Origin of the sequence: Flavobacterium sp. PL11 (assembly GCF_035985025.1) — a bacterium.
Classification (GTDB): domain Bacteria; phylum Bacteroidota; class Bacteroidia; order Flavobacteriales; family Flavobacteriaceae; genus Flavobacterium.
In genome coordinates this window covers 44,351-71,226 of the sequence record NZ_JAXCIA010000006.1, presented here as the reverse complement: position 1 = coordinate 71,226, position 26,876 = coordinate 44,351, and the positions used below count along the sequence as shown (strand labels likewise).

At 31.8% G+C, this 26,876-nt stretch carries 21 protein-coding genes; 8 read left to right on the top strand and 13 right to left on the bottom strand.

Annotated elements, in window-relative coordinates:
- Positions 1 to 96 precede the first annotated feature (96 nt).
- The 9 genes from RCH18_RS04870 to RCH18_RS04830 form a co-directional block, all read right to left on the bottom strand.
- Positions 97 to 2,406: a penicillin-binding protein 1A gene (locus tag RCH18_RS04870; protein ID WP_326935627.1), complete on the bottom strand. Its 2,310-nt coding sequence runs from the start codon at positions 2,404 to 2,406 to the stop codon at positions 97 to 99.
- Positions 2,407 to 2,415: 9 nt separating this feature from the next.
- Positions 2,416 to 2,895 (bottom strand): gliding motility lipoprotein GldH, encoded by a 480-nt coding sequence (locus tag RCH18_RS04865; protein ID WP_326935626.1) that lies wholly within the window; start codon positions 2,893 to 2,895, stop codon positions 2,416 to 2,418.
- Positions 2,879 to 4,171 carry a PSP1 domain-containing protein gene (locus RCH18_RS04860; protein ID WP_326935625.1) on the bottom strand — a complete coding sequence of 431 codons (1,293 nt, stop codon included), beginning with the start codon at positions 4,169 to 4,171 and terminating at the stop codon, positions 2,879 to 2,881. The genes RCH18_RS04865 and RCH18_RS04860 overlap by 17 nt, the downstream gene beginning before the upstream one ends.
- A 226-nt stretch (positions 4,172 to 4,397) precedes the next feature.
- Positions 4,398 to 5,930, bottom strand: a complete 1,533-nt coding sequence (locus RCH18_RS04855; RefSeq protein WP_326935624.1) for a SusD/RagB family nutrient-binding outer membrane lipoprotein — start codon at positions 5,928 to 5,930, stop codon at positions 4,398 to 4,400.
- A gap of 18 nt (positions 5,931 to 5,948) precedes the next feature.
- On the bottom strand, positions 5,949 to 9,095 hold the full coding sequence (locus RCH18_RS04850; protein WP_326935623.1) for a SusC/RagA family TonB-linked outer membrane protein: 3,147 nt from the start codon (positions 9,093 to 9,095) through the stop codon (positions 5,949 to 5,951).
- 918 nt (positions 9,096 to 10,013) lie between these two features.
- Entirely contained in the window at positions 10,014 to 11,399 is a 1,386-nt protein-coding gene (trhO, locus tag RCH18_RS04845; protein WP_326935622.1) for an oxygen-dependent tRNA uridine(34) hydroxylase TrhO, read from the bottom strand.
- Between the two features lie 297 nt (positions 11,400 to 11,696).
- The gene (locus RCH18_RS04840) at positions 11,697 to 12,362 is read right to left on the bottom strand and encodes an HD domain-containing protein (protein WP_326935621.1); all 666 of its coding nucleotides are present in this window, start codon (positions 12,360 to 12,362) and stop codon (positions 11,697 to 11,699) included.
- Positions 12,363 to 12,447: 85 nt separating this feature from the next.
- Complete coding sequence (locus tag RCH18_RS04835; protein ID WP_326935620.1) at positions 12,448 to 13,437, bottom strand: acyl-ACP desaturase; 990 nt, start codon at positions 13,435 to 13,437, stop codon at positions 12,448 to 12,450.
- 10 nt (positions 13,438 to 13,447) lie between these two features.
- On the bottom strand, positions 13,448 to 14,182 hold the full coding sequence (locus RCH18_RS04830; protein ID WP_326935619.1) for a lysophospholipid acyltransferase family protein: 735 nt from the start codon (positions 14,180 to 14,182) through the stop codon (positions 13,448 to 13,450).
- Between the two features lie 124 nt (positions 14,183 to 14,306).
- On the opposite strand from RCH18_RS04830, the gene RCH18_RS04825 reads away from it, so the two are divergent.
- The 3 genes from RCH18_RS04825 to RCH18_RS04815 all read left to right on the top strand — a co-directional run bounded on the left by RCH18_RS04825 (position 14,307) and on the right by RCH18_RS04815 (position 17,305).
- Positions 14,307 to 14,756, top strand: a complete 450-nt coding sequence (locus tag RCH18_RS04825; protein ID WP_326935618.1) for a ribonuclease P protein component — start codon at positions 14,307 to 14,309, stop codon at positions 14,754 to 14,756.
- 105 nt (positions 14,757 to 14,861) lie between these two features.
- Complete coding sequence (locus tag RCH18_RS04820; protein ID WP_326935617.1) at positions 14,862 to 16,499, top strand: S41 family peptidase; 1,638 nt, start codon at positions 14,862 to 14,864, stop codon at positions 16,497 to 16,499.
- On the top strand, positions 16,499 to 17,305 hold the full coding sequence (locus RCH18_RS04815) for an OmpA family protein (protein WP_326935616.1): 807 nt from the start codon (positions 16,499 to 16,501) through the stop codon (positions 17,303 to 17,305). The genes RCH18_RS04820 and RCH18_RS04815 overlap by 1 nt, the downstream gene beginning before the upstream one ends.
- On the opposite strand, the gene RCH18_RS04810 is transcribed toward RCH18_RS04815, so the two are convergent.
- The 4 genes from RCH18_RS04810 to RCH18_RS04795 form a co-directional block, all read right to left on the bottom strand.
- Positions 17,306 to 17,752: a GNAT family N-acetyltransferase gene (locus tag RCH18_RS04810; protein WP_326935615.1), complete on the bottom strand. Its 447-nt coding sequence runs from the start codon at positions 17,750 to 17,752 to the stop codon at positions 17,306 to 17,308. It lies immediately after the preceding gene.
- A 39-nt stretch (positions 17,753 to 17,791) separates the two neighbouring features.
- Positions 17,792 to 18,766 carry a DUF4837 family protein gene (locus RCH18_RS04805; RefSeq protein ID WP_326935614.1) on the bottom strand — a complete coding sequence of 325 codons (975 nt, stop codon included), beginning with the start codon at positions 18,764 to 18,766 and terminating at the stop codon, positions 17,792 to 17,794.
- Positions 18,767 to 18,813: 47 nt separating this feature from the next.
- Complete coding sequence (locus RCH18_RS04800) at positions 18,814 to 20,856, bottom strand: LysM peptidoglycan-binding domain-containing protein (RefSeq protein ID WP_326935613.1); 2,043 nt, start codon at positions 20,854 to 20,856, stop codon at positions 18,814 to 18,816.
- Between the two features lie 275 nt (positions 20,857 to 21,131).
- On the bottom strand, positions 21,132 to 22,319 hold the full coding sequence (locus tag RCH18_RS04795; RefSeq protein ID WP_326935612.1) for a phosphoglycerate kinase: 1,188 nt from the start codon (positions 22,317 to 22,319) through the stop codon (positions 21,132 to 21,134).
- A 285-nt stretch (positions 22,320 to 22,604) separates the two neighbouring features.
- Here RCH18_RS04795 and RCH18_RS04790 point away from each other — a divergent pair, with 285 nt between their 5' ends.
- From RCH18_RS04790 to RCH18_RS04770, 5 genes are all read left to right on the top strand, one after another.
- The gene (locus RCH18_RS04790) at positions 22,605 to 23,753 is read left to right on the top strand and encodes a DNA polymerase III subunit (protein ID WP_326935611.1); all 1,149 of its coding nucleotides are present in this window, start codon (positions 22,605 to 22,607) and stop codon (positions 23,751 to 23,753) included.
- Positions 23,754 to 23,756: 3 nt separating this feature from the next.
- Positions 23,757 to 24,140: a DoxX family membrane protein gene (locus tag RCH18_RS04785; protein WP_326935610.1), complete on the top strand. Its 384-nt coding sequence runs from the start codon at positions 23,757 to 23,759 to the stop codon at positions 24,138 to 24,140.
- Positions 24,141 to 24,178: 38 nt separating this feature from the next.
- Entirely contained in the window at positions 24,179 to 24,688 is a 510-nt protein-coding gene (locus RCH18_RS04780) for an acyl-CoA thioesterase (protein WP_326935609.1), read from the top strand.
- A gap of 190 nt (positions 24,689 to 24,878) precedes the next feature.
- Positions 24,879 to 25,886: a recombinase RecA gene (gene recA / locus RCH18_RS04775; RefSeq protein ID WP_326935711.1), complete on the top strand. Its 1,008-nt coding sequence runs from the start codon at positions 24,879 to 24,881 to the stop codon at positions 25,884 to 25,886.
- Between the two features lie 570 nt (positions 25,887 to 26,456).
- A complete protein-coding gene (locus RCH18_RS04770; RefSeq protein WP_326935608.1) occupies positions 26,457 to 26,870 on the top strand; it encodes a hypothetical protein in 414 nt (137 codons plus the stop codon).
- Positions 26,871 to 26,876 lie beyond the last annotated feature (6 nt).

Genomic DNA, 26,876 nt, shown 5'->3' with positions numbered 1-26,876 from the left:
TTCGGGAGGAAATCCTTTTTAGGGTCAAATCCTGAAAGGGTTGACCGTAAAAAGATTGTAATGAATAGCGGGATTAAGCTCCTAAAGAAAGGAATTCTACAGTTCAAATTCTCCCGTATCTTGCTCAACATCTAGGGAATCTACAACTTTCTTTGGAACATAGCAATCTACTTTAATTGATAGATTTGTAGGCCTTTCAAAAGGTGATTTAGAAACTTTTAAAGCAGGATCCTCATAGCAAAGTTTCATAAAATAACCCCAAACCGGCAAAGCTGCGGTGGCTCCTTGACCATAGGTTATACTTTTAAATCGCGCTGAACGATCCTCACATCCTACCCAAACTCCTGTAACAAGATTAGGAACCATTCCCATAAACCATCCGTCAGATTGATTTTGTGTTGTTCCTGTTTTACCAGCAATTGGATTTTTGAATTGATAGGGATAACCCGTCCAGCGATTGTCACCATTTCCTCCGCCTGTCGTTCTTAAACGATCTCCTGAACCACCTTCAGTAACTCCTTCTAATAATTTTATTACTGCGTAAGCAATATCTTTGTTTAGCACATCATGTGATTCTGGAATAGGCTCGTAAATAATTACGCCGCTTTTATCTTCAATTTTGGAGATAAACTGTGGTTTCATATAAACACCCTGATTCGCAAATGTGCTGTAAGCAGCTACCATATCTTCAACAGTAATTTCCACAGCTCCTAGAGCGATTGATGGCTGTAAGGGAATTTCAGATTTGACGCCTAATTTATGTGCTAAATCAACTACTGCTTCAGGACCTACCTTGTCCATGAGCTTTGCTGACACTGTATTGATAGAATTAGCTAAACCTCTTTTTAAAGTTACCATTCCGCGGTATCTATTATCTGAATTTTTTGGTTCCCAATCTTCTGTAACATTATGGCGGCCTTTTCTAATCATAAAAGGTCCATCAATAATGGAATCGCAAGGAGACATATTCAATTGTTCAATAGCTGTTGCATAAACAAAAGGCTTAAATGTAGATCCCACTTGTCTTGCTCCTTGACCTACGTGATCATATTGAAAATATTTATAATTGATTCCGCCTACCCATGCTTTTACATTTCCTGTTTGAGGCTCCATAGCCATTAATCCTGATCGTAAAAAATGTTTGTAATAACGTATGGAGTCTATAGGTGTCATAATAGTATCTTTTTCACCTTTCCAAGAGAACACGGTCATCTTAGTTTTTTCGCTAAATGATTTAATAATTTCTTCCTCACTTTTGTCCATTGATTTCATCACCGCCCATCTATTAGAAGATTTCATGGCTTGATTAATAATTTTTTGAGTTTCTAGTTTCGAAATATTAACAAAAGGAGCATTTTTATTGTCTTTTGATTGTTTAAAAAATTCTTCCTGTAAATTTGCCATGTGCGCTTCTACTGCTTTTTCAGCATGTAACTGCATACGAGAATCTATTGTAGTATATATTTTAAGACCATCTTTGTAAATATCATAATCTGAGCCATCTGGCTTTTTATTTGATTCGGCCCATTTTTTCATATAATCACGAAGGTATTCTCTAAAATAAGTGGCCGTGCCGTCTTTATGAGTTTCTAATTTAAAGTTTAGTTTTATAGGTAGATCTTGAAATTTAAGTTTTTCATCTTCAGTAATAATATCGCCTTTCTCCATTTGCGAAAGCACTACATTACGACGATTTTTTACACCTTGAGGATTTCTTATAGGATTGTATAAACCTGAGTTTTTAAACATTCCTACTAATATTGCTGATTCCTCAATAGTTAAATCCTTTGGCTCTTTAGAAAAATAGGTTTTTGCGGCTGAACTCACTCCAACAGAATTGTTTCCAAAATCATAAACATTGCAATACATTGCGATTATTTCGTTTTTAGTATACTGTCTTTCTAATCGAATGGCAATAATCCATTCTTTTATTTTTTGTACAATTCTAAAAGGCAAAAATTTAGAACCTTCACCATGAAATAATTGCTTGGCTAATTGTTGTGTCAAAGTACTTGCACCACCACTTGTTCCTAAACTAGAAATGGCTCGTAATGTTCCCCTTCCATCTATTCCAGAATGCTCATAAAATCGAGCATCTTCAGTAGCTATTAATGCTTGAACCAAATTATTAGGTAAGTCAGCATATTTCAATTGTGATCTATTTTTTTGAAAGTATTTGCCTATTACTACTCCATCGGCTGAAATAACTTCTGTAGCCAGATTAGAATCTGGATTTTCTAAATCTTCAAATGAAGGCATTGAGCCAAAAATACCCCAAGAAGCAAATAAGAAAAATAATCCAATGCTTCCAAGTCCAATGAAGAATATTTTCCAAAACTTCGTTTGATAGTAGGTAATGCTTTTTTCTGCACCTTTCAGTTGCTTGTTGTTTTTTTTGATAGCCATAGTACTATATTAATCTTTTTTTTCTACTCTAAAACCTACTTCGGTAATTCCATCCAATGCTTTTACTCCTGAAATTTTACCATTCTCTCTGACAGCTTGTTTAATATGAACTTTATATTTCGACCTAAACCTTATATTTTCTTTAAAAAAAAGTTTACTTTCCTTGATGTCTGAAAAACCGTCACCCAATAATGTACCATCTGGATCAGCCATTTGATATTCTAAAGTATCTACTTTTGTAAAGCCATTTGGTAATTCCAGAGATACAATTAAAAACAAATTATTATACTTATAATTGTTGTTAGCTCTTAATGTTACAAATAAATTATAAAGTTTTGTAGAGTCTAATTGAGGTAGATTAAAAGTTACAATAGTATCTTTATTCCATGAATTTCCAACGGACTTATACTCATCAAAAGCTCTTGTTTTATCACAAGCTGAAAAAAGTATAACTGCTAAAAAGAGCAAAACGTTATTTCTTATCCACATTCTTAGTAATAATTATTGGTTTTCTAGGCTCAGCAGTTTTTTTATCAGCTGGAGCTTGACGATTAGTATTTGCTGGTTTATTATTACTTGATATTTTATTGTTATTTGCTGATTTACTATTAGCAGGTACAATTGTATTTTCTCCAATAACCTTACGCTTTTTAGTGGGTTTCTTTTTAGCTTTAGGTTGGTCGAAACGCGTAAGACTCTCTTGTCCCATTGCATTATTAAAGTTTTTTTCTACCTCAATAACAATTTCTATTGCAAAATCTTCAAGTGAAGAAACTTTATTTTTTAATTTGTTTTCGGCAAGAATTTCTTTGACTTGATCGATTTTCAACACATGCCAATTTGCAAAATTATTTGTGTAAGCAAACCACATTAATCCTTTAAAAATATCTTGTTTTTGACAAATGGCATCTCCTTTTTCAGTAACTAATCTAGTTTCAAAATCTGGAAAATCTTTCAATGCGTCCATGTAGGTATCTAACTCATAATTTAAACAACATTTTAATTTTCCACACTGACCAGCTAGTTTTTGTGGATTTAATGATAATTGTTGGTATCGCGCTGCAGAAGTATTTACGCTTCTAAAATCAGTTAACCAAGTAGAACAACATAATTCTCTTCCACAAGATCCTATGCCTCCTAAACGAGCGGCTTCTTGGCGAAAGCCTACTTGCTTCATCTCAATTCTAGTGCTGAATTCCTTAGCAAAATCTTTGATTAAAGCACGGAAATCAATTCGATCATTAGCGGTATAGTAAAATGTTGCTTTTGATCCATCGCCTTGAAATTCGATGTCTGAAATTTTCATTTCTAGTTTTTGTGCAATTGCTAATTCGCGTGCTCTTACTTTCATAGGCTCTTCCTTATCACGAGCAACAGACCAAATATCAATGTCTTTTTGAGATGCTTTTCTATAGATTTTAGGAACTTCATTGCTTAAATGATTGACTCCTTTTTTCTTCATTTGGATTTTGACTAATTCGCCTGTCAAAGTTACAATGCCTATATCATGACCTGGAGATGCAACCGTAGCTACTATGTCACCCATACTCAATGTTAATTTCTCTGTATTGCGATAAAATTCTTTTCTACCATTTTTAAAACGCACTTCCACACAGTCAAAAGGAGCGTCTCCATTAGGTAAACTCATATTTGAAAGCCAGTCGAAAACAGTCAGTTTATTGCAGCTATCGGTGCCGCAAGTCCCATTATTTTTACAACCCTTAGGTGCGCCACCATCAGAAGTTGAACAACTTGTACATGCCATAATTTTATATATAGTGTTGTGACGGGCACAACTTAAGTTCTTAAAACGATTAAGTCGTAAAGATAGTATTTTTTAATTTTAAGTTACAATGGTAGAAAAGGCGGAAATATGATAATTTTATATTAAAATACCCATTCCGATTTTAGTCGAAATGGGTATTTATTTATTCTATTTTAACTAAAATGATGGTTTGTAAAACTGACTTTAATTAATTGTTATTATACTATTATTTATCCCACCAAACTGGAGTTATCATTGATTTGAAATTAGCATCATAAATACTAGCATTGGTACTTTTTTCTGAATTAGGGTAAACAAATCTTCGGATCCATTGACCATTATTATTTGGATCTGTATTTTTAGGTAGTTTTAAACCCACAAATACATTTGGTGAAAAATTATATCTTCTGTAATCTGTAAAAGTTTCAGGATTTAAATATAGAGCAATAAATTTTTGTCTCATAATATCTTTTAGCTCTAAAGCTGTAGCTCCTTTTGAAATGGATGCGTCAGCAATATAAGCTGTTTTTGCAGCAGTTGTAACAGCTAACTTATCGATATTTGCAGTAATACCCGCAAGATAAGCCGTATTTGCAGCGGCATTAGTTCCAACACTGCTTGCATTTCCGCCTGCTAAAATAAAATTAGCTTCGGCTTCTATAAATTTTGCTTCCGAAAATGACATTAAAATTATCGGTGAATTAGTCTTCGAGTAAAAGAAGTCTATTCCTATCTTGGCATTAGCTCCAGGTTGTCCAGGTATATTTGCGCCAGTTCCATTTTCAATTCCATTATAATTAGTAACCACCATCGGATCTGGATTTGTAGTTTGTGAGGCTGGATTTGGATATTTTCTGATATCAACAATAGCCAGTAATCTTGGATCCATTGTAACTGTAGCAAATGGAAATGATTTTCCATTCATTACGTTTATTAATTGATTAGAAATCAAGAATGAAATGTTACCAGTATTTAATCCTAATTGATTAGCATACCAAGGATTAGTATTAATGGTGTTGTACACTAATTGAAAATCATCTGCATTTGAAGTGAATCCTTTAGTTAAACTTGCAAGTGCGTTAGTAGCGGCAGCATTTGGATTTATTTTTGATAAATGCAGTTGATATCTCGCTTTCAAGGAATAAGCAGCTTTAATCCATTTGCTAATATCTCCGCCGTAAACTAAATCTTCTTTACCTGGTTTATTAATAATTGATGTATTGGGTACGGATAATTTAGCAATTGCATCTGTAAATAATCCATCAATTGCAGCATAAATAGATTCTTGAGAATCATATTTTGGGTAAGGAATTAAACCAGCTTGAGAAGCTTCAGAATAAGGAATATCTCCATATAAATCAGTTGCTAAACCTAAGTTTATCGCTTTTAGAATTTGTGCGATTCCTAAATAATGTGACGAATTTGTTGCAATCGCTTTATCTTCCACCACTTTGATATTTGCCAATGCTTTTACATAAGTGGTAAACCAGAAAGAATCTAAACCACTAAAATAGTGCTTATCAATATCTTGATTAGAGAGTGCTGATGAAATATGTTGACTGACTTGCGCAACACTAACAGAAGCAGAATATTGTGCATCAAATGTGTTTTGAATTGCAGGACTTAGCACATCTTTTAATGCTGTAGAATTAGTATCAATAGCATCGGGTGGTGTGTTTACATCAAAATAATTATCGCTGCAACTAATTACTAAGCTTGTTGTAACAAAAAATGCTACTATTTTTAAAATATTTTTCATAGTTGTATTTTTAATAAATTAAAATCCAAAATTAACACCTAAGGAGTATGATTGTGTTAATGGAACATTTAAACCTGTAAATCCATATACATTACTTCCTGAACTAAATTGACTTCCTTCAGGATCAAAACCTCTAAAAGGGGTCCATAGCAAGAAGTTACTTCCGCTTACTGTAAATGAAGCAGTAGCAATGTTTAATTTGCGAAGCAGTTCTGAAGGTAAATTATAGGACAAAGAGACATTTCTCAACTTCAACCAAGAAGCATCTTGTACTAAAATTTCAGAAGCTCTGTTATAATTTTCATTACGATAGTAACTGTTAGCATCAATTATTGCAGGGATATCATTTGTAACATAACCGCCAGAACCGTTAGATTTAACACCCTCTAATACTCTTTGAATATTTCTCTCTTCAGTTATTTTAAGTACACCATTACGCAGTCCATTTCTTTGTCCTGAGTCAAATGCACTTCCACCCTCTTTATACTCGAATAAGAAAGATAAATTGAAATTTTTATAGCTAAAATTATTGTTTAAAGTAGCCACCCAATCCGGAAAAGCATTAGCTACTTTTGAATATTCAAAATCACCTTTAGCCGTTTTTTTCAAAATTGGTAAACCGTTTGATCCAATAAGTCTTTGTCCATCAACTTGTGTCCAGGTATATCCATATAAAGAACCCGCAGCGTCGCCGACTTTTACTTGTGATATTACTCCTTGAAAACTATCCATAAAAACAACATTTTCAAATGGTAATGAAGTAACCTCGGTATCATAAGCTGTAAAATTAGCAGTTGTAGTCCATTTTAAATCACTGCTTTTTAATATATCAGCAGCAATGGTTAATTCGTGACCTTGCGTTTTAAGTGAACCTGCATTACTCCATATACTTGTTAAACCTGAAATTTGTGATACTGGCACTGCGATAATTTGATCATCACTTTTTCTATCAAAATAAGTGTATTCTAACCTAATTCTATTATTATATAATTTTAGATCTGTTCCCATTTCGAAAGTAGTAACTATCTCTGGTCTGATATCTGGATTTGAAGCGATAGAACCAATAGAAATTCCTCCAACTCCATTAAATGGTGTCTCTGGTCTACTGTATCTTCCTATTCCGTAAGGTGGAATTTTCCCAACTTGTGCCCAAGATGCCCTTAATTTTGCTAGAGATAATATGTTTCTGTCTTTATCAATTAGATCATTAAAGACAAAAGCAGCATTGGTAGAAAAATAATCAAAAGATCTATTTGCTTTTGGCAATGTAGAAACTTCGTCTCTTCTTGCAGTAGCTCCTAAATAAATTATTTCTTTATAATCAGCTTTAGCTTCGCCAAAATAACCAATATTTCTTTGAATTTGTTCTCCTGTATTGGTTACAAATTTATTGGTGGTATTAGAAATATTATTAAATCCAGAGATTAATAAACCTTCACCTCTTTGATTACCGTAGTTATTTCTTGTATCTGAAATTTGCTGGCCTATTAAAAAATTAGTGCTAAAATCGCCAAAAGTTTTTGTAGCTGTCAATACTAAATTTGAGTTTAGACCTTTAAAATTAATAGTTTCATTTGTAATAAACCCTTTTACTCCTGTTCCTACATCTAAATCATCAGGTACATATCTATTTCTTAGCTCTGAATAATTATCTATACTTGCTCTGTAAACTACATTTAGCCATGGTTTGGCTTGCCAATTTAAATCGGCGCCAGCAATCCAGCGATCTACCTGATCATTTAAATTACTTATTTCAGCAAAATATCTAGGATTATCAATTGTACCTTTAGTCCAGTTTCTTTGTTTACCATCAACTGTCAAATAATTATTGATATCTATTGATGGAGACCAATAAGACATAGAACTCATTATAGATTTATCACCAGTATTAGCTCTGGTTCCCCCTGAATTTGCATAAGTAACTGAGGTTCCCAATTTTAAATTATCTAATAGCTTATAACCTCCATTAAATTTTAAAGTTTTTCTGTCGTAGCTGGTATTAGGAATTGTTCCTTCATCTTTACTAGTTGATGCCGAAAGATAATAATTGATCTTTTCATTACCTCCGCTTACACTTACATTTAAGGTATAGTTGACTCCTGTCTTGAAAAAATCTTTATAAAAATTTCTATAAGCAATACTAGGATCATCGCTAGAGGAATACAATGGACCATTAGACTGAAAACCACTAGTAAATCCTGGATAATAGGAAACGCCGCCATTTACACTATCATCATTATTGCTTAATACCCTTGGCAATAAAGTTCTAGGAAAAGGAGATGCTGCATTTCCAGCGGTTGTTCCTTCTCGCCATTTCGATTGTAATTCCGGATATTTATTTATTTCACTGAATGAAACGCTTGAAGATACGTTTACTTTCGTTTTACCTTCTTTTCCTTTCTTGGTGGTGATGATAATCACTCCATTACCAGCTAAGATACCATACAATGCTGTAGCTCCTGCACCCTTTAATACTGAATACGACTCAATATCATTTGGATTTATATCTACGGAACGATTTGAAAAAGCAAATTGCTCGCTACTTCCAGCAGAATTAGACCCAATTGAAGGGTTAATATTACCTGTAAAAGTGGAATTATTAACTGGATTACCGTCAATAATTATTAATGGTTGATTGTTGCTTCCTGCGCTTAATGAAGATACTCCTCTTATTAAAATATCAACTCCAGCACCAGCCGCTCCCGATGTTTTATTTACGGTAAGACCAGATATACTTCCTTGCAGACTTTCTAAAGCATTTACCTGACCTGGTCTTTCAATGTCTGCTGCTTTGATAGTTTGATTAGCAAATCCTAAAGATTTAGATTTGCTTTGCACATTAAATGCGGTGATAACGACTTCTTCTAATTTATTAGCATCTCCTTCTTTTAGAACGATATTAAGTGTATTGCCATTAACAATTACTTCTTGATTTGCAAAACCAATATAAGAAATTACTAAAATATTTCCTCTCGAAGCTCTAATTTGAAAATTGCCATCTAAATCTGTAGACACAACAGATTTAGTTCCTTTAATTGCGATGTTTGCTCCAGGTAATCCAATACCCGCATTGTCTGAAACTTTACCTTTTATAGTGCCATCTTGGGAGTAACTTGTGAACAACCCAAATAAGAACAGTAAAAGAATTAAACTCTTTTTTTTCATATTGTTAAATTTTCTTAATTTTAAGTAAATCTAACATATTTTTTAACAAAACATAGTGGAACTGTTTAATTTATAAATAAAAACAATAAACTACTCTTAGTAACAAATTCTATTGAATACCCTTTTTTAAATGAAGTTGTATTTTTAAAGATGTTTACTAATTTTAATTGGAAATCAAAAATCCTTTATACATTTAATTTATGGTGACAAATTATCGTCGTAGTTAGCTGTTGTAGTTTAGTTACTTATCTGTTCTTAATGTAACACTAATCACCCATCTTCTAACCGTATAAAATTCAAAAATTTAAAAGATTATATTTAAAACTTACATGGCTTATAAAGTAAAAAATAAAGACATTATTTTCTTCTAATTACTTATAATACAATTAAAAGCTTTTTGCTCTTTAAAAATATTTAGTTAAAAATGAGCGCGATATATTCAAAGTGCTATTTATAGCTAAAATATTAATCCTCTTTAAAAATTTAACAACCATAATTATCAACAATACTATATCATATTGAAAGAACGAGTATCAATAGTCGAAGTACTAATTAAATTAGCGATCTATACATTGCGGTCGTTTAAAAAATTTCTTTTATTATACTTAGCTGTTATTAATTGTCTTTTATTATCAAGATATTATTACCAGTATATATTTTGACTATTACAATAAGAAATTAAGTAACGCTTTGTTTCACGGGAAAATGATGTTATTTTTTAAAGAATATATTTTCTTTTTTTGATAAAAAGCAGCATACTATTATCTATTATCATAATTTTATTTACAGAATATGTTGCAAAAATAATAGGTTAGATGTTTTTAACTAGAAGAATAGTTTAGTAATAAATCAATCTTTAAAAACCTTTGTCAAAGTTTAAAACTTTGACAAAGGTGATGAGTAAATCTATTTAAAAAATTAGTCTAAAACTTTATATAACTTATCAGATAAACGAATTCTGAAAGGCAATCTAAAAGTACAAGTGTCTCCTGAAAAAGCGATTTTAGCGTCGATATCGTCTACGAACATTTCTTCGATAATTATTTGCTGTTCTCCAGTTGTAGCTCCTTTTATTAAAATGGTATCACCAACTTTTATTTCCCCTTCTTCAATTAAAAATTGAGCAACGCTTGGTTTTGGAAAAAAGTGAGTTCCTTTTCCAATGTATTGTTTTTTAATTTTTGTTTCTTTTTTTAAGATAGTTGCGACTTTACGAGCCATTTTTGCTTCTGCGAAATCAGTAAGATTTGGAACAGTTGCTAATGGATTTTGATTATTTTTGAATGTCAACACATCTGATTTTCCTTTTTTAAAAATCATATTGCCATTTTTAATTCCTTTGCGAACTTCTTTTTGTTCTTCTTCTGGTAAATGAATTACAGCTACACAAGCACTAGAACAGCAACCCTCCATATCCAAAGCGCATTCTTCACATTGGATAAAAAGTAAATGGCAACCTTCATTAGCACAATTGGTATGTACATCACAAGGTTTTCCGCATTGATGACATTGAGAGACGATATCGTTTGTAATTCTTTCGCCCAAGCGGTGATCAAAAACAAAGTTTTTCCCGATGAACTTACTTGTCAATCCTTGTTCTTTTACTTGACGCGTATATTCAATAATGCCGCCTTCGAGCTGGTACACATTTTCAAAACCTTTGTGTTTAAAGTATGCACTTGCTTTCTCGCAACGAATCCCGCCAGTACAATACATCAATAATTTTTTGTCTTGTTTGTGTTCAGCTAATTGTTCTTCAATGATTGGCAAGCTTTCGCGGAAAGTATCTACATCTGGTTTTATAGCTTTAGTAAAATGACCAATTTCGCTCTCGTAGTGATTACGCATATCCACTACAATTGTATTTGGATCTTCTAATAAATCATTGAATTCTTTCGCTTTTAAGTGTATTCCGATATTAGTTACATCAAAAGTTTCATCAACTAATCCATCAGCTACAATCTTATCACGGACTTTTACGGTGAGTTTTAAAAAAGAGTGATCGTCATGTTCTACGGCAATATTCAATCGAATTCCTTTCATGAAATCGTAGGCTTCTATCGTGTCTTTAAACGCATAGAAATTATCAGCTGGTAACGAAAGTTGGGCATTTATCCCTTCATTAGCCACATAAATTCGACCTAGAACTTCTAAAGGATTCCATGCTAAAAATAAATCATTACGAAATTGTGTGGGATCTGAGATTTGCGCATAAGCATAGAAAGACAAAGTAAGTCTTTGTTTTCCAGCATCATCGATCATGATGGCTCTTTCTTCTGCGCTTAAGGTGTTATACAGTTGCATGCTATAAACAGTTTAAGTGTGAAAAATTATTTTTGCAAAAGTAAATAAATTAAATTCAAAATTTGCATCGAATGCTATAGATCATTTACAAAAAACCCTTTTAAAGTATTACACTTTAAAAGGGTAGCCATGCTTAAAAAATAGATAATATCAACTTTAACAAGATTTTTCCTTTTTGGTAAAATTATGTCACTGTATAAATTACTACTAGATAATTAAAATACTATCAAACTATACACTATTCAACATTTTAAAGTGCTTTGATTTTCAATAGATAATTAGCCTCCGTAAATTAAGTTACTTCTCTCCTTCCCATTCTGCATAAAATTGCGATAAAAATCCTTCCATATAACGATGTCGATCTTTTGCAATTTCCTTTCCGGTTTCGGTATTCATTTTATCTTTTAATAGAAATAACTTTTCATAAAAATGATTAATTGTTGGAGAACTACTCTTTTTGTATTCCTCTCTGGTCATCTTCAAATTTGGAGCAATTTTTGGATCGTAAATAACTCTATTTTTAAAGCCCCCATAATTAAACATTCTAGCAATTCCTATAGCTCCTATGGCGTCTAAACGGTCCGCATCTTGAACAATGTTTAGTTCTATAGAGGAGAATTTCTTTTCGAAATTACCGCCTTTAAAAGATATATTCTCAATAATGTTGACAACATGAGATATTGTTTCATCATCTACTTCCTCTGACTCTAAAAATTCACGCGCTATTTTTGGCCCCACTGTTTCATCCCCTCCCGAAGCATCGGGATGAAATTTACTATCAGCAATATCATGTAGTAATGCACCTAATTGAACTACAACAGTATTACAAACTTCATTTTTTGAAATTAAAATTGCATTTCTATATACTCTTTCTATGTGAAACCAATCGTGGCCACCTTCAGCAGTTTCTAGTTTTGCTTTTACAAAAGAAATTGTTTTACTTATTAAATCGGTTTTAATCATTTTATATTTGCACTTAAAAAAAATGCTGAATTTTAAAGTTATTACTTCAAAACTCAACATTTTTTAATTATTTAAAATTGAAATATTATCTCACTAAAGCTGGCTCTACCCATTTAAAAATATGAGATTCTTGTGGAATCACCAATCTTTCAGAAACTTTTGCCATTCTAGCAGGCAATTTCATTAAGTAGTCACGTGCTTTTTCTGCTTCGCTTGTTAAACCAGTTATTTTATCAATTTCCCATTTATCAATTAATTTTTGCATGATATCTACATAATCTGCAGCGGTGTAAACACCGATTCTTTGTGCCGAATCAGAAAATTGTTCAAATGCAGTGCTTATCTTTTCACCTGATTCTCTCAAGAAGTGCGCTGGCATCACAATTTTTGCCTTCATCATATATTGAAAAGCCAACATCATTTCGCTAGGATCTACTTGAAATATACGAGTTACAAATTCACTATATGCATGATGATGACGCATTTCATCACCAGCAATCATTTTACACATTTTAGCCAACTTATTATCGCCATATTTTTTAGCCATTTGCGCTACTCTATTATGCGATACATAAGTGGCTAATTCTTGAAAACTGGTGTAAACAAAATTTTTATAAGGATCTCTTCCTGTTCCAATATCAAAACCATCATTGATTAAGTGTTGCGTCGTCATTTCCACCTCGCGCATATTTACACGACCTGACAAATACAAATATTTACTCAATACATCACCATGACGATTTTCTTCACCTGTCCATTGTCTGATCCAAGTAGACCAACCATTTCTCTCTACGTTATCTATTCCTTCTACATCCATCAGCCAGGACTCGTAAGTAGGTAATGCTTCTTCAGTAATAGTATCACCTACTAAAGTTACCCAGAAATCATAAGGTAAATCTTTTGCAATTTCACGTAATTCTTTAACCTCATCAAAAAAGGTATCGCTTTGAGAATTTGGCAAAAAATCTGTAGGTTGCCATATTTTCTCAACTGGAATTAGATACTGATCCACAAAGCTATCTACGTTTTTTTCTAAAAACTGCATTACTTCTAATCGTATGTTTTTTATTGACATTATATATAATTTAAATTTTTATTCCTTGAATTACTGCTGTTTCTGTCTTTGACATCAAATCAGCAAAATCATAATTTTTCACAGCTATAGGCTCATGAACTACAAAGGTAAGACGATTTCCTAAACCTAAAGGGAAAAAACCGTATTTAACTATTTTCCAAGAATTGTTTACGCTAATTGGAACCACATAACCCGATGGTGCATTTTTGCATAGAATTTTTAATCCGGTTTGCGAAAACGCTTTTGGAACCCCTGTTTTACTTCTGGTTCCTTCCGGAAAAATAACCGCTGAACGGTTATGCTTTTCAATATATTCTCCAAGCCCTTTAATTGCAGGAATGGCTTGTTTAGGATCTTTCCTGTCAATAAGTACTGAACCACCATGTCTTAAATTATAAGAAACACTTGGAATTCCGCTACCTAATTCTTTCTTACTTACAAATTTACAATGAAAACGGCGAAAAAACCAGATCATAGCAATAATATCGTACATACTTTGGTGATTTGACACAAAAATCAGTGGTGCATTTTTAGGGATAGCTTCTACATTTTCAAATTTATAAGTAGTTCCTAAAAGATTAGTGCATTTTACTAAAAAAAAATTCAAGTAATCCACACTTTTTTTATGGGCTTGATATCCAAAAACAGTGAAACAAACCCACTGAATGGGGTGAAAAATAATCAATGTAAGACCGAAACACAAATAATAAATTACGGAAATGGGATACGAAATCAGTTTTTGCATGCTTAATAATTTCATGTAAAAGTAATAAATATATTTTTAGTAGTATTAAAATCTAAAACGATATCTAAGGCTCAACGTTAAATTGTAAATTTGCATTTTACAAATAATGATTTTTCTATTATAAATGAATTTTAAGTACCCAAAAAACGAAAAGCTAAAAAGCAAAATCACGATAGGTTTATTATTTACTGAGGGAAAATCAGTTTCTAGATTTCCATTGCGACTGGTTTACAAATCGGGCTCTTTTGGCGATCCCGCATCCCGTCCCGAAGCAGCGGAATCAGGGACGGGAGAAAAAATCAAAATGGGAGTTTCTGTTTCAAAAAAGAATTTCAAGAAAGCCGTGGATAGAAATTACTTTAAACGAGTATTACGTGAAACCTATCGATTAAACAAACATTTATTGATTGATAATTTAGACCAACCCTATTCATTTATGTTTTTTTATCAAACTAAAGAACGATTGAGCTATGAGGAAATAAATCTAAAGACTATTCAATTGTTTGACAAGTTTATTCGACAAAACTGTAAAAAAAAAGATATTGAAATTAACCCTGCAATAGAAAAAGAGTAGATTAAAAAATAAGTGTACACTAGAAATTATTTGCTCGATCGATCATTTTAAATAGTTATTTATTTTAACTATTTTTAGTGCTTTAAATTCTTAGTAATAAAAACAATGAAATTCCTTCTCCATAAAAAAATTCTTATCCCTATTGTTGCGTCAGCCTTTCTATTTATAGGCACTAGTTTTAAAGATGATTTTTTCGAAATTGCAAAGCAAATCGAAATATTCACGACGCTTTTTAAAGAGCTTAATAAGAATTATGTCGACGAGACAAATCCTGGCGATTTAATGGACAAAGCGATTAAAGGAATGCTAACTAGTTTAGATCCTTATACTGTTTATTTTAATGAGCAAGATGTATTGCGTTTCAAAATCAATAATACGGGGGAATATACAGGCATTGGAGCGGTGCTTACTCGTAAACAAGATCAGCTGGTGGTCAAAGAAGTGTATAAAAGTTTTCCTGCAGATAAAGCTGGACTAAAACCGGGCGACCAAATTATACAAATAGGCGATATTCAATTAGCTGATTATAAAGAGGAAGCAACACAACTTTTTAAAGGAGCTATAAACACGAAAATTGATATAAAATACTTGCGACAAGGAAAAGCAAACGCTACACAAATTATCCTTGATGAAGTAGAAATAAAGGCCGTTCCTTTCTTTGCGAAAATTGATGACAAAACAGGGTATATTGTTTTAGCACGTTTTACTAAAAAAGCATCGCAAGAGACTAAAGATGCTCTTGAACAACTAAAAAGAGAGGGCGCTGAACGAATTATTTTAGATGTAAGAGATAATCCAGGCGGACTATTGAACGAAGCAGTAAATATTTGTAACTTATTTGTTCCAAAAAATGAAACCATCGTTACAACAAAATCTAAAATCGAAAAACATAGCAGTACATATAAAACAACTAGAGATCCTATTGACACTCAAATTCCACTGATTGTTTTAGTAAATGAAAGAAGCGCGTCAGCATCAGAAATAGTTGCAGGAGCTTTACAGGATTTAGATCGTGCTGTTGTTGTAGGAAGTCGCAGTTTTGGAAAAGGTCTAGTACAGCGACCTGTTGATCTAACCTATGGAACACAATTGAAAGTAACCATTTCAAGGTATTACACTCCATCTGGGCGTTGCATTCAAGCTTTGGATTATTCAAAAAAAGATCTAGATGGGAAAGCCACTAAAACTGATGAGAAAAATTACAATGCTTTTAAAACTCGAAAAGGGAGAACCGTTTATGACGGTGGAGGAATCCAACCTGATGTAGAAATGGAGGAAACTAAATCTAGTCCTATAACAAAAGCTTTAGTTCGCAACGACGGTATTTTTAATTATGTCACATTATATTATTATAAAAACCCAAATTTAGGTACTAAAATTCCGGTGATTACTGATGCTGATTATTTGGATTTTAAACAGTATTTAAAAGTTCAGAAATTCTCCTTTGATACCGAAACAGAATTGGCTTTGAAAAACACTTTGGCTATAGCCAAAAAAGAAAAGCTGGATGAATCTATCTTAGCAGAATACCAACAATTACTAACGGCACTTCAAAAAAGTGAAAACACATTACTTGATAAAAACCAAAAAGAAATTAAAAATCTAATGGTAGATGAAATCATCAAAAGGTATCAATATCAAGAAGGATTGTATCAGTATTATATTCAAAATAATGCTGAAATTAAAAAAGCAACCGCTTTATTAAACAATAATACAACGTACAATGCGATTCTAAAAATATAATGAAAAGTGCAATCCGTGTGATCACACTTCTTTTATGGAGCTATTTAGCAGCTCAAGAGAAACCTGTGGAAACGGTATACTTCGATTTTGATAAATCGAAACTTAACAAAGATCAAATACAAAATATAATACGATTTGTGCAAAATAGTGATACAAGCACTGTAGAATCTATTGAAATATATGGCTATTGTGATGATAGAGGTGCTAATGATTACAATTATAAACTTTCACAAAGAAGAGTGCAAACAGTGCAGAATGTACTAATAGAAAATGGCATTAACAAAAATAAAATTATAATTTTTGAAGGAAGAGGTAAAATTCTTTTAAAAGAAAATGAAATAGAAACTATTAAAGAAATACGCTCAAAAAACAGACGTGTTGATTTACTTATTGTACTTAAAAACAATTTTGGAAAAGGTATTTATACTTCGTTTCAAAATAATCATAAGGTAGGCGATCGCGTTTTTTTGCAAAATATTTTATTCCAACTTGGAAGCAGCAAATTGACTTTTCAATCACAAAGAGAGTTAAATAATATTGTACTTCTTTTGCAAAAACAAAAAACTCTTGAATTTGAAATTCAGGGACATGTGTGTTGCACATCAAAATTATATGCTGATGCAATTGATAAAGAAAGTAATGAACATAATTTATCAATTAATCGTGCTAAAACTGTTTATCATTATTTAAGAAACAAAGGCATTAGTAGACTGCGTATGAGTTATATAGGAAAAGGAAATAATTTCCCATTAGGAAAAGGAGACAAACTGGACCGCCGTGTTGAATTTTATATTTCTAAGATTTAACTATTCCTTAATCATTTCAATATGTGGAATATCATCTTCTAAATACATCTCGCTAGTTTGTGTAAATCCATGACTTTGATAAAATTTCTTTAAGTATAACTGTGCTCCTATGGTAATTTTATATTCGCCAAAATTATCTTGAATTCCCGCTATAGCTTGCTGCATTAAATCATGGCCCCATTTTCTCTCTCTGTAATCAGCTGCAACAGTTACACGGCCAATAGAGGCATTCTTAAAACTAATTCCCGCTTTGAAAAGCCTTGCGTGAGCTACTATTTTATTTTCAAATTCACCTATAAGATGCAAAGCCACTTTGTCCTTACCGTCGAGATCTAAGTAAACACAATTTTGTTCCACCACGAAAATTTCACTTCTTAATTGTAGTATGTCGTAAAGTTCATAAACAGTAAGGGAATCAAATGATTTAATTTTCCAATGTATTGCCATCAATTATTGCTTTTTGGATGCAAATTAAAGCAATTAAGATTACTTTTTAGAAATTACAGCCGATTTTATAATAGATTCTAATTCATGCATTAAATCACGTTTATCCTTTGATGGTGCATAACAGAAACCTTCTAAAATTAAAATGCGATCATTATCAGGATCAATAATTGAATAGTTGATAAAAGGTCCTGACATAAAATCATTATTTAATTGCCACGTTCCTTTGGTTTCAAATGTTTCAAGACCATCATGATTACTTTTAAAAAGATAGGGAGCGTAAGCTTCTTCTGTTAGCATATTAGTATTAAAATCTTTACCACTAATATATAAACTGCCGATAGAATCACGCATTTTAACAATACAACTCACTAGATCGCCTCTTTTCTTTATTGTTTTTAAAGGAACTTGATAGATTAATAAGCTGGTATTACCTCCAATAATTTCTTTTTTAAGCCATGTGAAATTACTTTTTTGTAGCACATACGAATATCCAGTAGGAATTTCAATGGTAGTGCGAAATTTATTAAAAATTATCTGTGGATCTATTAAAGATTTGGCATCTATCCGTTGCGTTTCAGCTATTTCAGCTTCCTTAATTATCCGAATCATTTTCTGATAATTTTTTTCAATATATTTTATAATATCGGCTGCTGTTTTACCTGAAATATGAAACACGTTTTGAGGTGCTGCGTACTGATCTTTATGGATTTCAAACTTATTTTCGGCTGCTTTTTTTACCACGATTATGGATCGGGTATCAGTCATAAATCCTTCTAAAAGCTTAGCAGGATACTGATTAATATTAAATAAAGGTTCCTCTTGTGGCAAGCCAATTACTGGCGATGCAAACTTGTTTCTAATACTATCACCTATATCCCCATTCCACAACTGATCATCAATAATTACCGAAATTGTATTTATTTTTCCACTTGTGACACGAGGTAAATGATCATTATTTTTACAAGAGAAAAATAAAAAGGAAATAAAAAATAGTAAATAGTGGGTTTTATACATTGCTATTCTATTACAAATAAAACCCAAATCTTTAGAAGGTACCTCGACTATCCGTTAATTTTTAGTTTCATTCCAGGTTGAATATCTTCACTGCGAATATCGTTCCATTTTTTCAGATCAGAAATAGTTACACCTGGATATTTTTTAGCAATACTAAATAATGAATCTCCTTTTTTTACAGAATATTCAGCCGTTTTACTAGAAGTTCCTGCAATACTTGATTTAGTTTTAAAAGTATTAACAGTTGCTTTATCTGTCACTATTACAATTTGATCTTTAGCAACATTTAAATTTTTACCTATTGATAAATTATTATCGGCTAATTTATTCCACAATTTCAAATCTGTTAAAGTCGTTCCAAACTTTAACGCAATGTTTCCTAAATTATCACCTTTTTGTACAATGTATTCTATGTTTTTACGCTCTGGATTCAATAGTAATTCCTCTTTTACCGCTACTTCTTCATTTGAAATTGTTAATGAAGCTCCAAGTTGAACATTAATGGTAGATAGAGCATTCCATTTTTGAAGATCAGCTACGGTTACATTATATTTCTTAGCTATATTACCAAGGTTATCCCCTTTTTGAACAATATAACTCGATTCAGAATCTGCAGTAATTGAAGTTGCTTTTGAAAATGGTAATTCTTCTTTAATTATTTTATTAGCTAAAACTTGATTTTTTATTTTAGGATCCGCAAGCGCAATATCGTTTTTCGGTTCATTTTTTATTACATCTGTATTTTCATCTCGTACAATTTTAATTGTCTTACCGTATGTTATTGTACTTCCTTTGAGTTTATTCCAGTTTTTAATTTGTGTAGTAGAAACATTATATTTCGTAGCAATTACTGAAAGATTATCACCTCTTTTTACTTTATAATAAGTAATCTTAGAGGATTTTTTATTTTGCAATACTGCAATAGCTGTATCTTTTATAGCAATTGATCTTGAAGTTTCAAATGGTTTTTCTCGCTGATCTAATTCATTTTTTGCATAAGCATAAATTTGATTTTCATTAGAAGCAAAAATGGCTACTTTATCCTGTGGTAATCTTAAAAAATGAGGCTCATCATTATAAAACGGAATAACATTGAGTTTATAAGAAGGATTAAGCAATTGTAATTGTGCTACTGGAACATCTAACAAATCGCTTATTTGTTTAAATGACATTTGCTGTTTGATCATTATAGTGTCAGTAGCAAAATGTTTTACTGTTGCTCTTTGTGGTACCATTCCGTGTTCCTTATGATATTCATAAAGGTACATGGTTGCTAAAAATGCGGGAACATAACCTTGTGTTTCTTTTGGTAAGTTTTTGCGAATATTCCAATAGTTTTTTTGTCCTCCAGATCGTCTAATCGCTTTAGAAACATTTCCTGGACCTGAATTATATGATGCTAAAACTAAATCCCAATCGCCAAATATTTTGTACATATTAGTCATGTACTGCGTGGCTGCCTGACTTGACTTTAATGGATCGCTGCGTTCATCTACATAAGAATCGATTTTTAATCCATATTGTTTTCCAGTGTGATACATAAATTGCCACAATCCCGTTGCTCCCATTTTAGAAACTGCTCTAGGATTCAAAGCTGACTCTACAACTGCTAAATATTTAATTTCTAAAGGAACATTTTGCTTAGCTAAAGCTTCTTCAAAAAGTGGAAAGTAATATTCTGAAACACCCATTAAACGTTCAAAAGATTTTTTTCTATTTTTCAAAAAAGATTTGATAATATTTTCAAGCCCATGATTATACTCGATATTAAATGGAGATTTGGCATCCATTGCTGCTAAACGTTCTTTCAAAAGTGCTGTTGGCAATTCAAAATCTACTTTTGCATCAATATTTAGATTTTCAATATCAGAAGTAATTGTATTGTATAAATCTAAACTAGTTAACTCGTTCATCCATAAGCTGTCAACACGAGAGGCAAGTTCATTGTTAACAAACGATTTTTTAATGGAATCTAAGTAAGATAATTTAATTTCTATTTTTTCAACGCTTTTATTTTCGGCACTTTCTTGAGCAAATGTTGATGTAGAAAAAGCTAACAAAAGGGATAGGGCTGTATATTTTACATTCATAATATTTCGATCAAAGGGCTATTTTTCAAATAATTATAAAACTTGGATTTGCAAACATAATAGGTAAAAAACTAAAAATTTGTTTATAAAGTGTTAAAAATGAAATATGCAGCTTTTTTTAAAGTAATTTATTATTAATTCTCTATTATAAGTTTACTGAAATAGTAAGTAATTTGTTAAATAATAAACCTCAGCTTAAATTAATTGCTGAGGTTTTTTATATAAAAATAGGAATCACATTCGTTAATTGATCATTTCTAAATGGATCTTTATTGTTAATCTAAAATTGCCGCAATTCCAGGTAGCACTTTTCCTTCCAGCATTTCCAGCATCGCACCACCTCCAGTAGATACATAGCTAACTTTATCTTCCAGACCAAATTGCTTTACAGCAGCAACAGAATCCCCACCACCCACTAATGAGAAGGCTCCATTTGCAGTAGCTTCAGCAATGAAGTTTCCTAGTTCAATAGTTCCATTGGCAAAGTTTGGCATTTCAAAAACACCTAATGGTCCATTCCAAAGAATTGTTTTAGATTCCATAATTACTTTTTTAAAGTTTTGCAATGATTTAGGTCCAGCATCTAAGCCTTGCCATCCATCAGGAATTTCTTTTACATCGACAATTTTAGTTTCGGCATTATTTGCAAAAGCATTTGCTGCTACAACATCAACAGGAATATGAATTTGAACCCCTTTCTCTTTTGCTAATTTTAAAATCTCTAGGGCTAAGTCTTGTTTGTCATCTTCACAAATAGAATCACCTATTTTACCACCTAAAGCTTTTACAAACGTAAAGGTCATTCCACCACCAATAATCAGGTGATCGACTTTATCTAAAATATTTTCTATAACTGTGATTTTCGAAGAAACCTTAGATCCTCCTAAAACTGCGGTAACTGGTTTTTCACTATTTTTTAAAACTCTATTCAAACTTTCAATTTCTTTAGCTAATAACAAACCAAAACATTTTTTATCGTTAAAAAACTGAGCAATAATTGTAGTTGAAGCGTGTGCTCTATGCGCTGTTCCAAAAGCGTCATTGACATAAATATCTCCTAAAGAAGCTAGATCTTTGGCGAAAGCAACATCACCTGCTTCTTCCTCTTTGTGAAAACGCAAATTCTCTAACAATAAAACTTCACCTACTTTTAAATCAGAGGCTGCAGAAGAAGCTTCCTCACCAATACAATTTGAAGCAAATTTCACTGGAACTCTAAGAATTTCAGAAGTTTTTTCTAAAATATGTTTTAGCGAATACTTTTCTTCAACACCTTTTGGTCTGCCTAAATGCGACATCAAAATTACGCTTCCACCTTTAGCCAAAATAGCGTCAATTGTAGGTTTTGCAGCTTCAATACGGGTTGCGTCAGTGACATTGAAATTCTCATCTAAGGGCACATTAAAATCAACTCGTATTAATGCTTTTTTATCTTTGAAATCGAAATCATTTAAAGTTTTCATCGGTGTATTTTTTAGTTTGTTTAATTCGAAAGAATAACAAATATAGGACTTTTAAATTACTACTAAATCACAGAAAAGCGCTTTTACTAAAGTTACTGCAACGAAATCGATGTAATATTATTAATTTTATATTTTATTGGTACTATAAATTAACACAGATGAAACTAAAAAAATGGTTTCACTATTATTAAAACACCTTTAAAACGGCATTATTCTAATTTAAAGCGCAACTAAAGTTTCAATTATTAAATTTTAGTCTAAACCATTTTCTATTATCTTTGCTTTATGCAATTCTCAGAAATATTAGGACAAGAACATATAAAAAGTCATTTGACAAAAAGTGCTGATTTAGGTAGAATTCCACATGCACAATTATTCATAGGTGCTGAAGGTAGTGGTACTTTACCCATGGCTGTTGCTTATGCCCAATATTTAATTTGTAGTAATCAAGACAGTGAAAACCAAGGGTCAAATCAGGCTTGCAATTTAAAATTTCAGAAAATTTCTCATCCTGATTTACATTTCATTTATCCCACTGTGAGCACCGAAGGTGTAAAAACTAAACCAAAAAGTATTGATTTTATAACAGAATGGCGTCAATTTTTAGACAATAATTCATACGGCAGTTTATTTGATTGGTATCAAATTCTTGGTGTAAAAAATAAGCAAGGTGAAATAAGAGTTGATGATGCTCAGGAAATTCTAAAATTATTAGCCCTTAAATCATTTGAAGGTGGATATAAAGTAATGATTATTTGGATGGCAGACAAGTTAAATATTGCCGCGTCTAATAAATTATTGAAACTATTAGAAGAACCTACAGATAAGACACTATTTATATTAATTGCTGAAAATGAGGAAGATATTATACAAACCATCCGTTCGCGTTGTCAAGTATTGCATTTCAACGGTTTACCTGAAAAAGTGATTGCCGATGCATTAATTTCTAATGAAAATACCGAATTTAATGTTGCTCATAACATTGCCCATCAAGCACAAGGTAATTATAACAAGGCATTACAATTGCTCCAACCTGATAGCGAAACAACATTTTTTGAAAAATGGTTTGTAGATTGGGTCCGAGCTGCATTTAGAGCCAAAGGAAATGCAGCAGCGATTCAGGATTTGATTCAATGGAGTGAGCAAATTGCTGGTTTAGGAAGAGAAACACAAAAAAAGTTTCTTCATTTTTGCATTGATATGTTTCGGCAAGCGTTATTATTAAATTATCAAACGCCATCACTCGTTTATATGCAACCTAAAGTGGAGAAGTTTAAGTTGGAAAACTTTGCGCCTTTCGTAAATGGAAATAATATAAATGATATTTTCAAAGAACTTTCTCATGCAATGTATCATATTGAACGCAATGGTAATGCTAAGATTATTTTAACCGATTTATCAATCAAACTAACACGTCTAATTCATAAAAAATAAAGAATGAACAACATTACATCTATTTTAATCTTAATATTTTTAGCCATAACTTTTCTACAATCTGGTTATGACAAACTCTTTCACTGGAAAGATAATGTAGATTGGTTAAAAGGTCATTTTTTAAAAACACCATTAAAAAACCAAGTACCGTTAGCTTTAGCAAATATTTTAATATTAGAGTTGATTTCAGGCATTCTATGCGTAGTAGGCTGTATTGAATTATTAATAAACAATGGACGAATTTTTGGGTTCTATGGAGCGGTATTTTCTTGTATAACTTTACTTATGTTGCTTTTTGGACAACGATTAGCTAAAGATTATGATGGCGCTAGAACTATTGTAATCTATTTTATACCTGCTATTTTAGCAGTATATTGGTTAAATTAAAATTGCAATAAATTAATAAATAATTACATTTTATAACAATGACATCAAAACATCCTTCAGAATCCTTAACTATATTAACCGACTTAGTTTTACCAAGCGAAACAAATCCTTTAAACAATCTTTTTGGTGGCGAATTATTAGCGCGTATGGATCGTGCTGCAAGTATAGCTGCTAGACGACATTCCCGTAGAATTGTAGTAACCGCTTCAGTCAATCACGTAGCCTTTAATAGAGCTATTCCGTTAGGAAGTGTTGTCACTGTAGAAGCCAAAGTTTCACGTGCTTTTAAAAGTTCAATGGAAATATTTATTGATATTTGGGTAGAAGATAGGGAATCAGGAAATAAAACTAAAGCCAATGAAGCTATTTATACTTTTGTAGCCGTTGATGACACAGGAAGACCTGTTGAAGTACCACAAATAGTTCCTGAAACTGACTTAGAAAAACAACGTTATGAAGCCGCTTTAAGACGTAAACAATTAAGTTTAGTTATTGCTGGAAAAATGAATCCCCACGATGCAACAGAATTAAAAGCCTTGTTCATTTAAAGCTACTTAATTAGCTATATATTTTTTTTTAAATTATTCTTAAAATGAAAATTAATCGTTAAAAAAAGTAGTAATTTTACATAAATAAATATTCATACATAATTGGAAATTTTTAAGCTAACAAATAGGCTGTCAGTTTCTTATAATTATAAAGTAAAATACGTAGATGAAAGAAAAGGTAAAAGAAAAGATGAGTACAGAAAAAGAATCCAAATTAAAAGCGTTACAGCTTACGCTTGATAAACTAGACAAAACCTACGGAAAAGGTACGGTAATGAAAATGGGCGATAAAGCCATCGTTGAAGTAGAAACTATTTCATCAGGATCGCTTGGGATTGATTTAGCTTTAGGTGTAAATGGCTATCCTAGAGGAAGAATTATTGAAATTTATGGACCGGAATCTTCTGGTAAAACTACTTTGACACTTCACGCAATTGCAGAAGCTCAAAAGGCAGGAGGTATTGCCGCTTTTATTGATGCAGAACACGCATTTGATAGAAATTATGCTGAAAAATTAGGCGTAGATATCGAGAACCTCATCATCTCTCAACCAGACAATGGAGAACAAGCACTAGAAATTGCTGAGAACTTAATTCGTTCAGGCGCAATTGATATTGTTGTAATTGACTCGGTTGCTGCGTTGACTCCTAAAAGTGAGATTGAAGGTGAAATGGGAGATTCTAAAATGGGGCTTCACGCTCGATTGATGTCGCAAGCATTAAGAAAATTGACTGGAACCATTAGTAAAACTAATTGTACCGTTTTCTTTATTAACCAGTTAAGAGAAAAAATTGGTGTCATGTTTGGAAATCCTGAAACTACAACAGGTGGTAACGCATTAAAATTTTATGCTTCCGTACGTTTAGATATTCGTCGTTCCACTCAAATTAAAGACGGCGATAATGTTTTAGGTAATAGAACTAAAGTAAAAGTGGTGAAAAATAAAGTTGCTCCACCTTTTAAAATCGCTGAATTTGATATTATGTATGGTGAAGGAATTTCTAAAACAGGAGAGATTTTAGATTTAGCTGTAGAATTTGAAATTATTAAAAAAGCAGGTTCTTGGTTTAGTTATGGTGAAACCAAATTAGGACAAGGACGAGATGCTGTGAAATCTTTGATAAAAGACAACCCAGAATTAGCTGATGAATTAGAAGTGAAAATAAAAGCTAGAATAAAAGAATTAGCAGATGCATAATCCGTTTTTGCTTTAAATGTAAATGCCCGAAAATTATTTCGGGCATTTTTTTTGACTTTTAGATTTATGAATTTTATTATATTATTGAGGTTATACCAATTGTGTTTTAAATTTACTGCTTTGTTTCTTGTCAAATCGAGCCCATCGTCTGCGCTCAGGACAGGCTTTTAGTCGAGATTATAAATGACTTGAAAAAAGAGTTTCGACTGCGCTCAACCAGACAAAAAATCACAAGCTTATTACATTCTAGTCAAAGGTGAAGTGGTATTACAAAAACAATAACTCTACAAAATTTAAATCATTAAAAGAATGTAAGTATTTGAAGAGCTACCTCAATCGTAGCTGTATATATTTTAGCTATTTTCAATAAAACACATTTAATTTATGGTCGTTTGCCTAAAAAATGATGGTGCTGGATGAATTAATTTTGTAACTAAGAATGAGTTAAATGCGTTTAAAACATATTTCATAACAGATTCTAAATTTAAACACTTTTTAAAGCAACCTTTTGCATTAATTATTCTCTTAGATATAGTGATCACAGAATTATTAACCTTAAATGAAAATAAAATGAAAAAAATTGCACTGCTATTAGTATTTGTTACCACACTATTTAGTTGTAACCTTGACAATGATGAAAGAGAAAATTATAATTTTAGCGTATTACCAGTAGAAAGTTATACATTACCTGAGAATTTTAAACTAGGTGAAACTTATACTATTAAATTAAAGTATCAAAAACCCACTTCATGTCATCTCTTTCAAGGTATTTATTATGATAAAGAATTAAATACACGAACAATTGCCATACAATCAGCTGTAAATGCCAATCAAGTATGTAGTACAGAAGTTCCTGCAGTATCCGAAGTTGCATTCAATTTCTTAGTAACTGCTACCGGCTCTTATATTTTTAAGTTTTACAAAGGTAAAGGAGCTGATGGTAAAGATTTATTTGAAGATGTTGAAATAAATGTAGTTCCGTAATTTAAA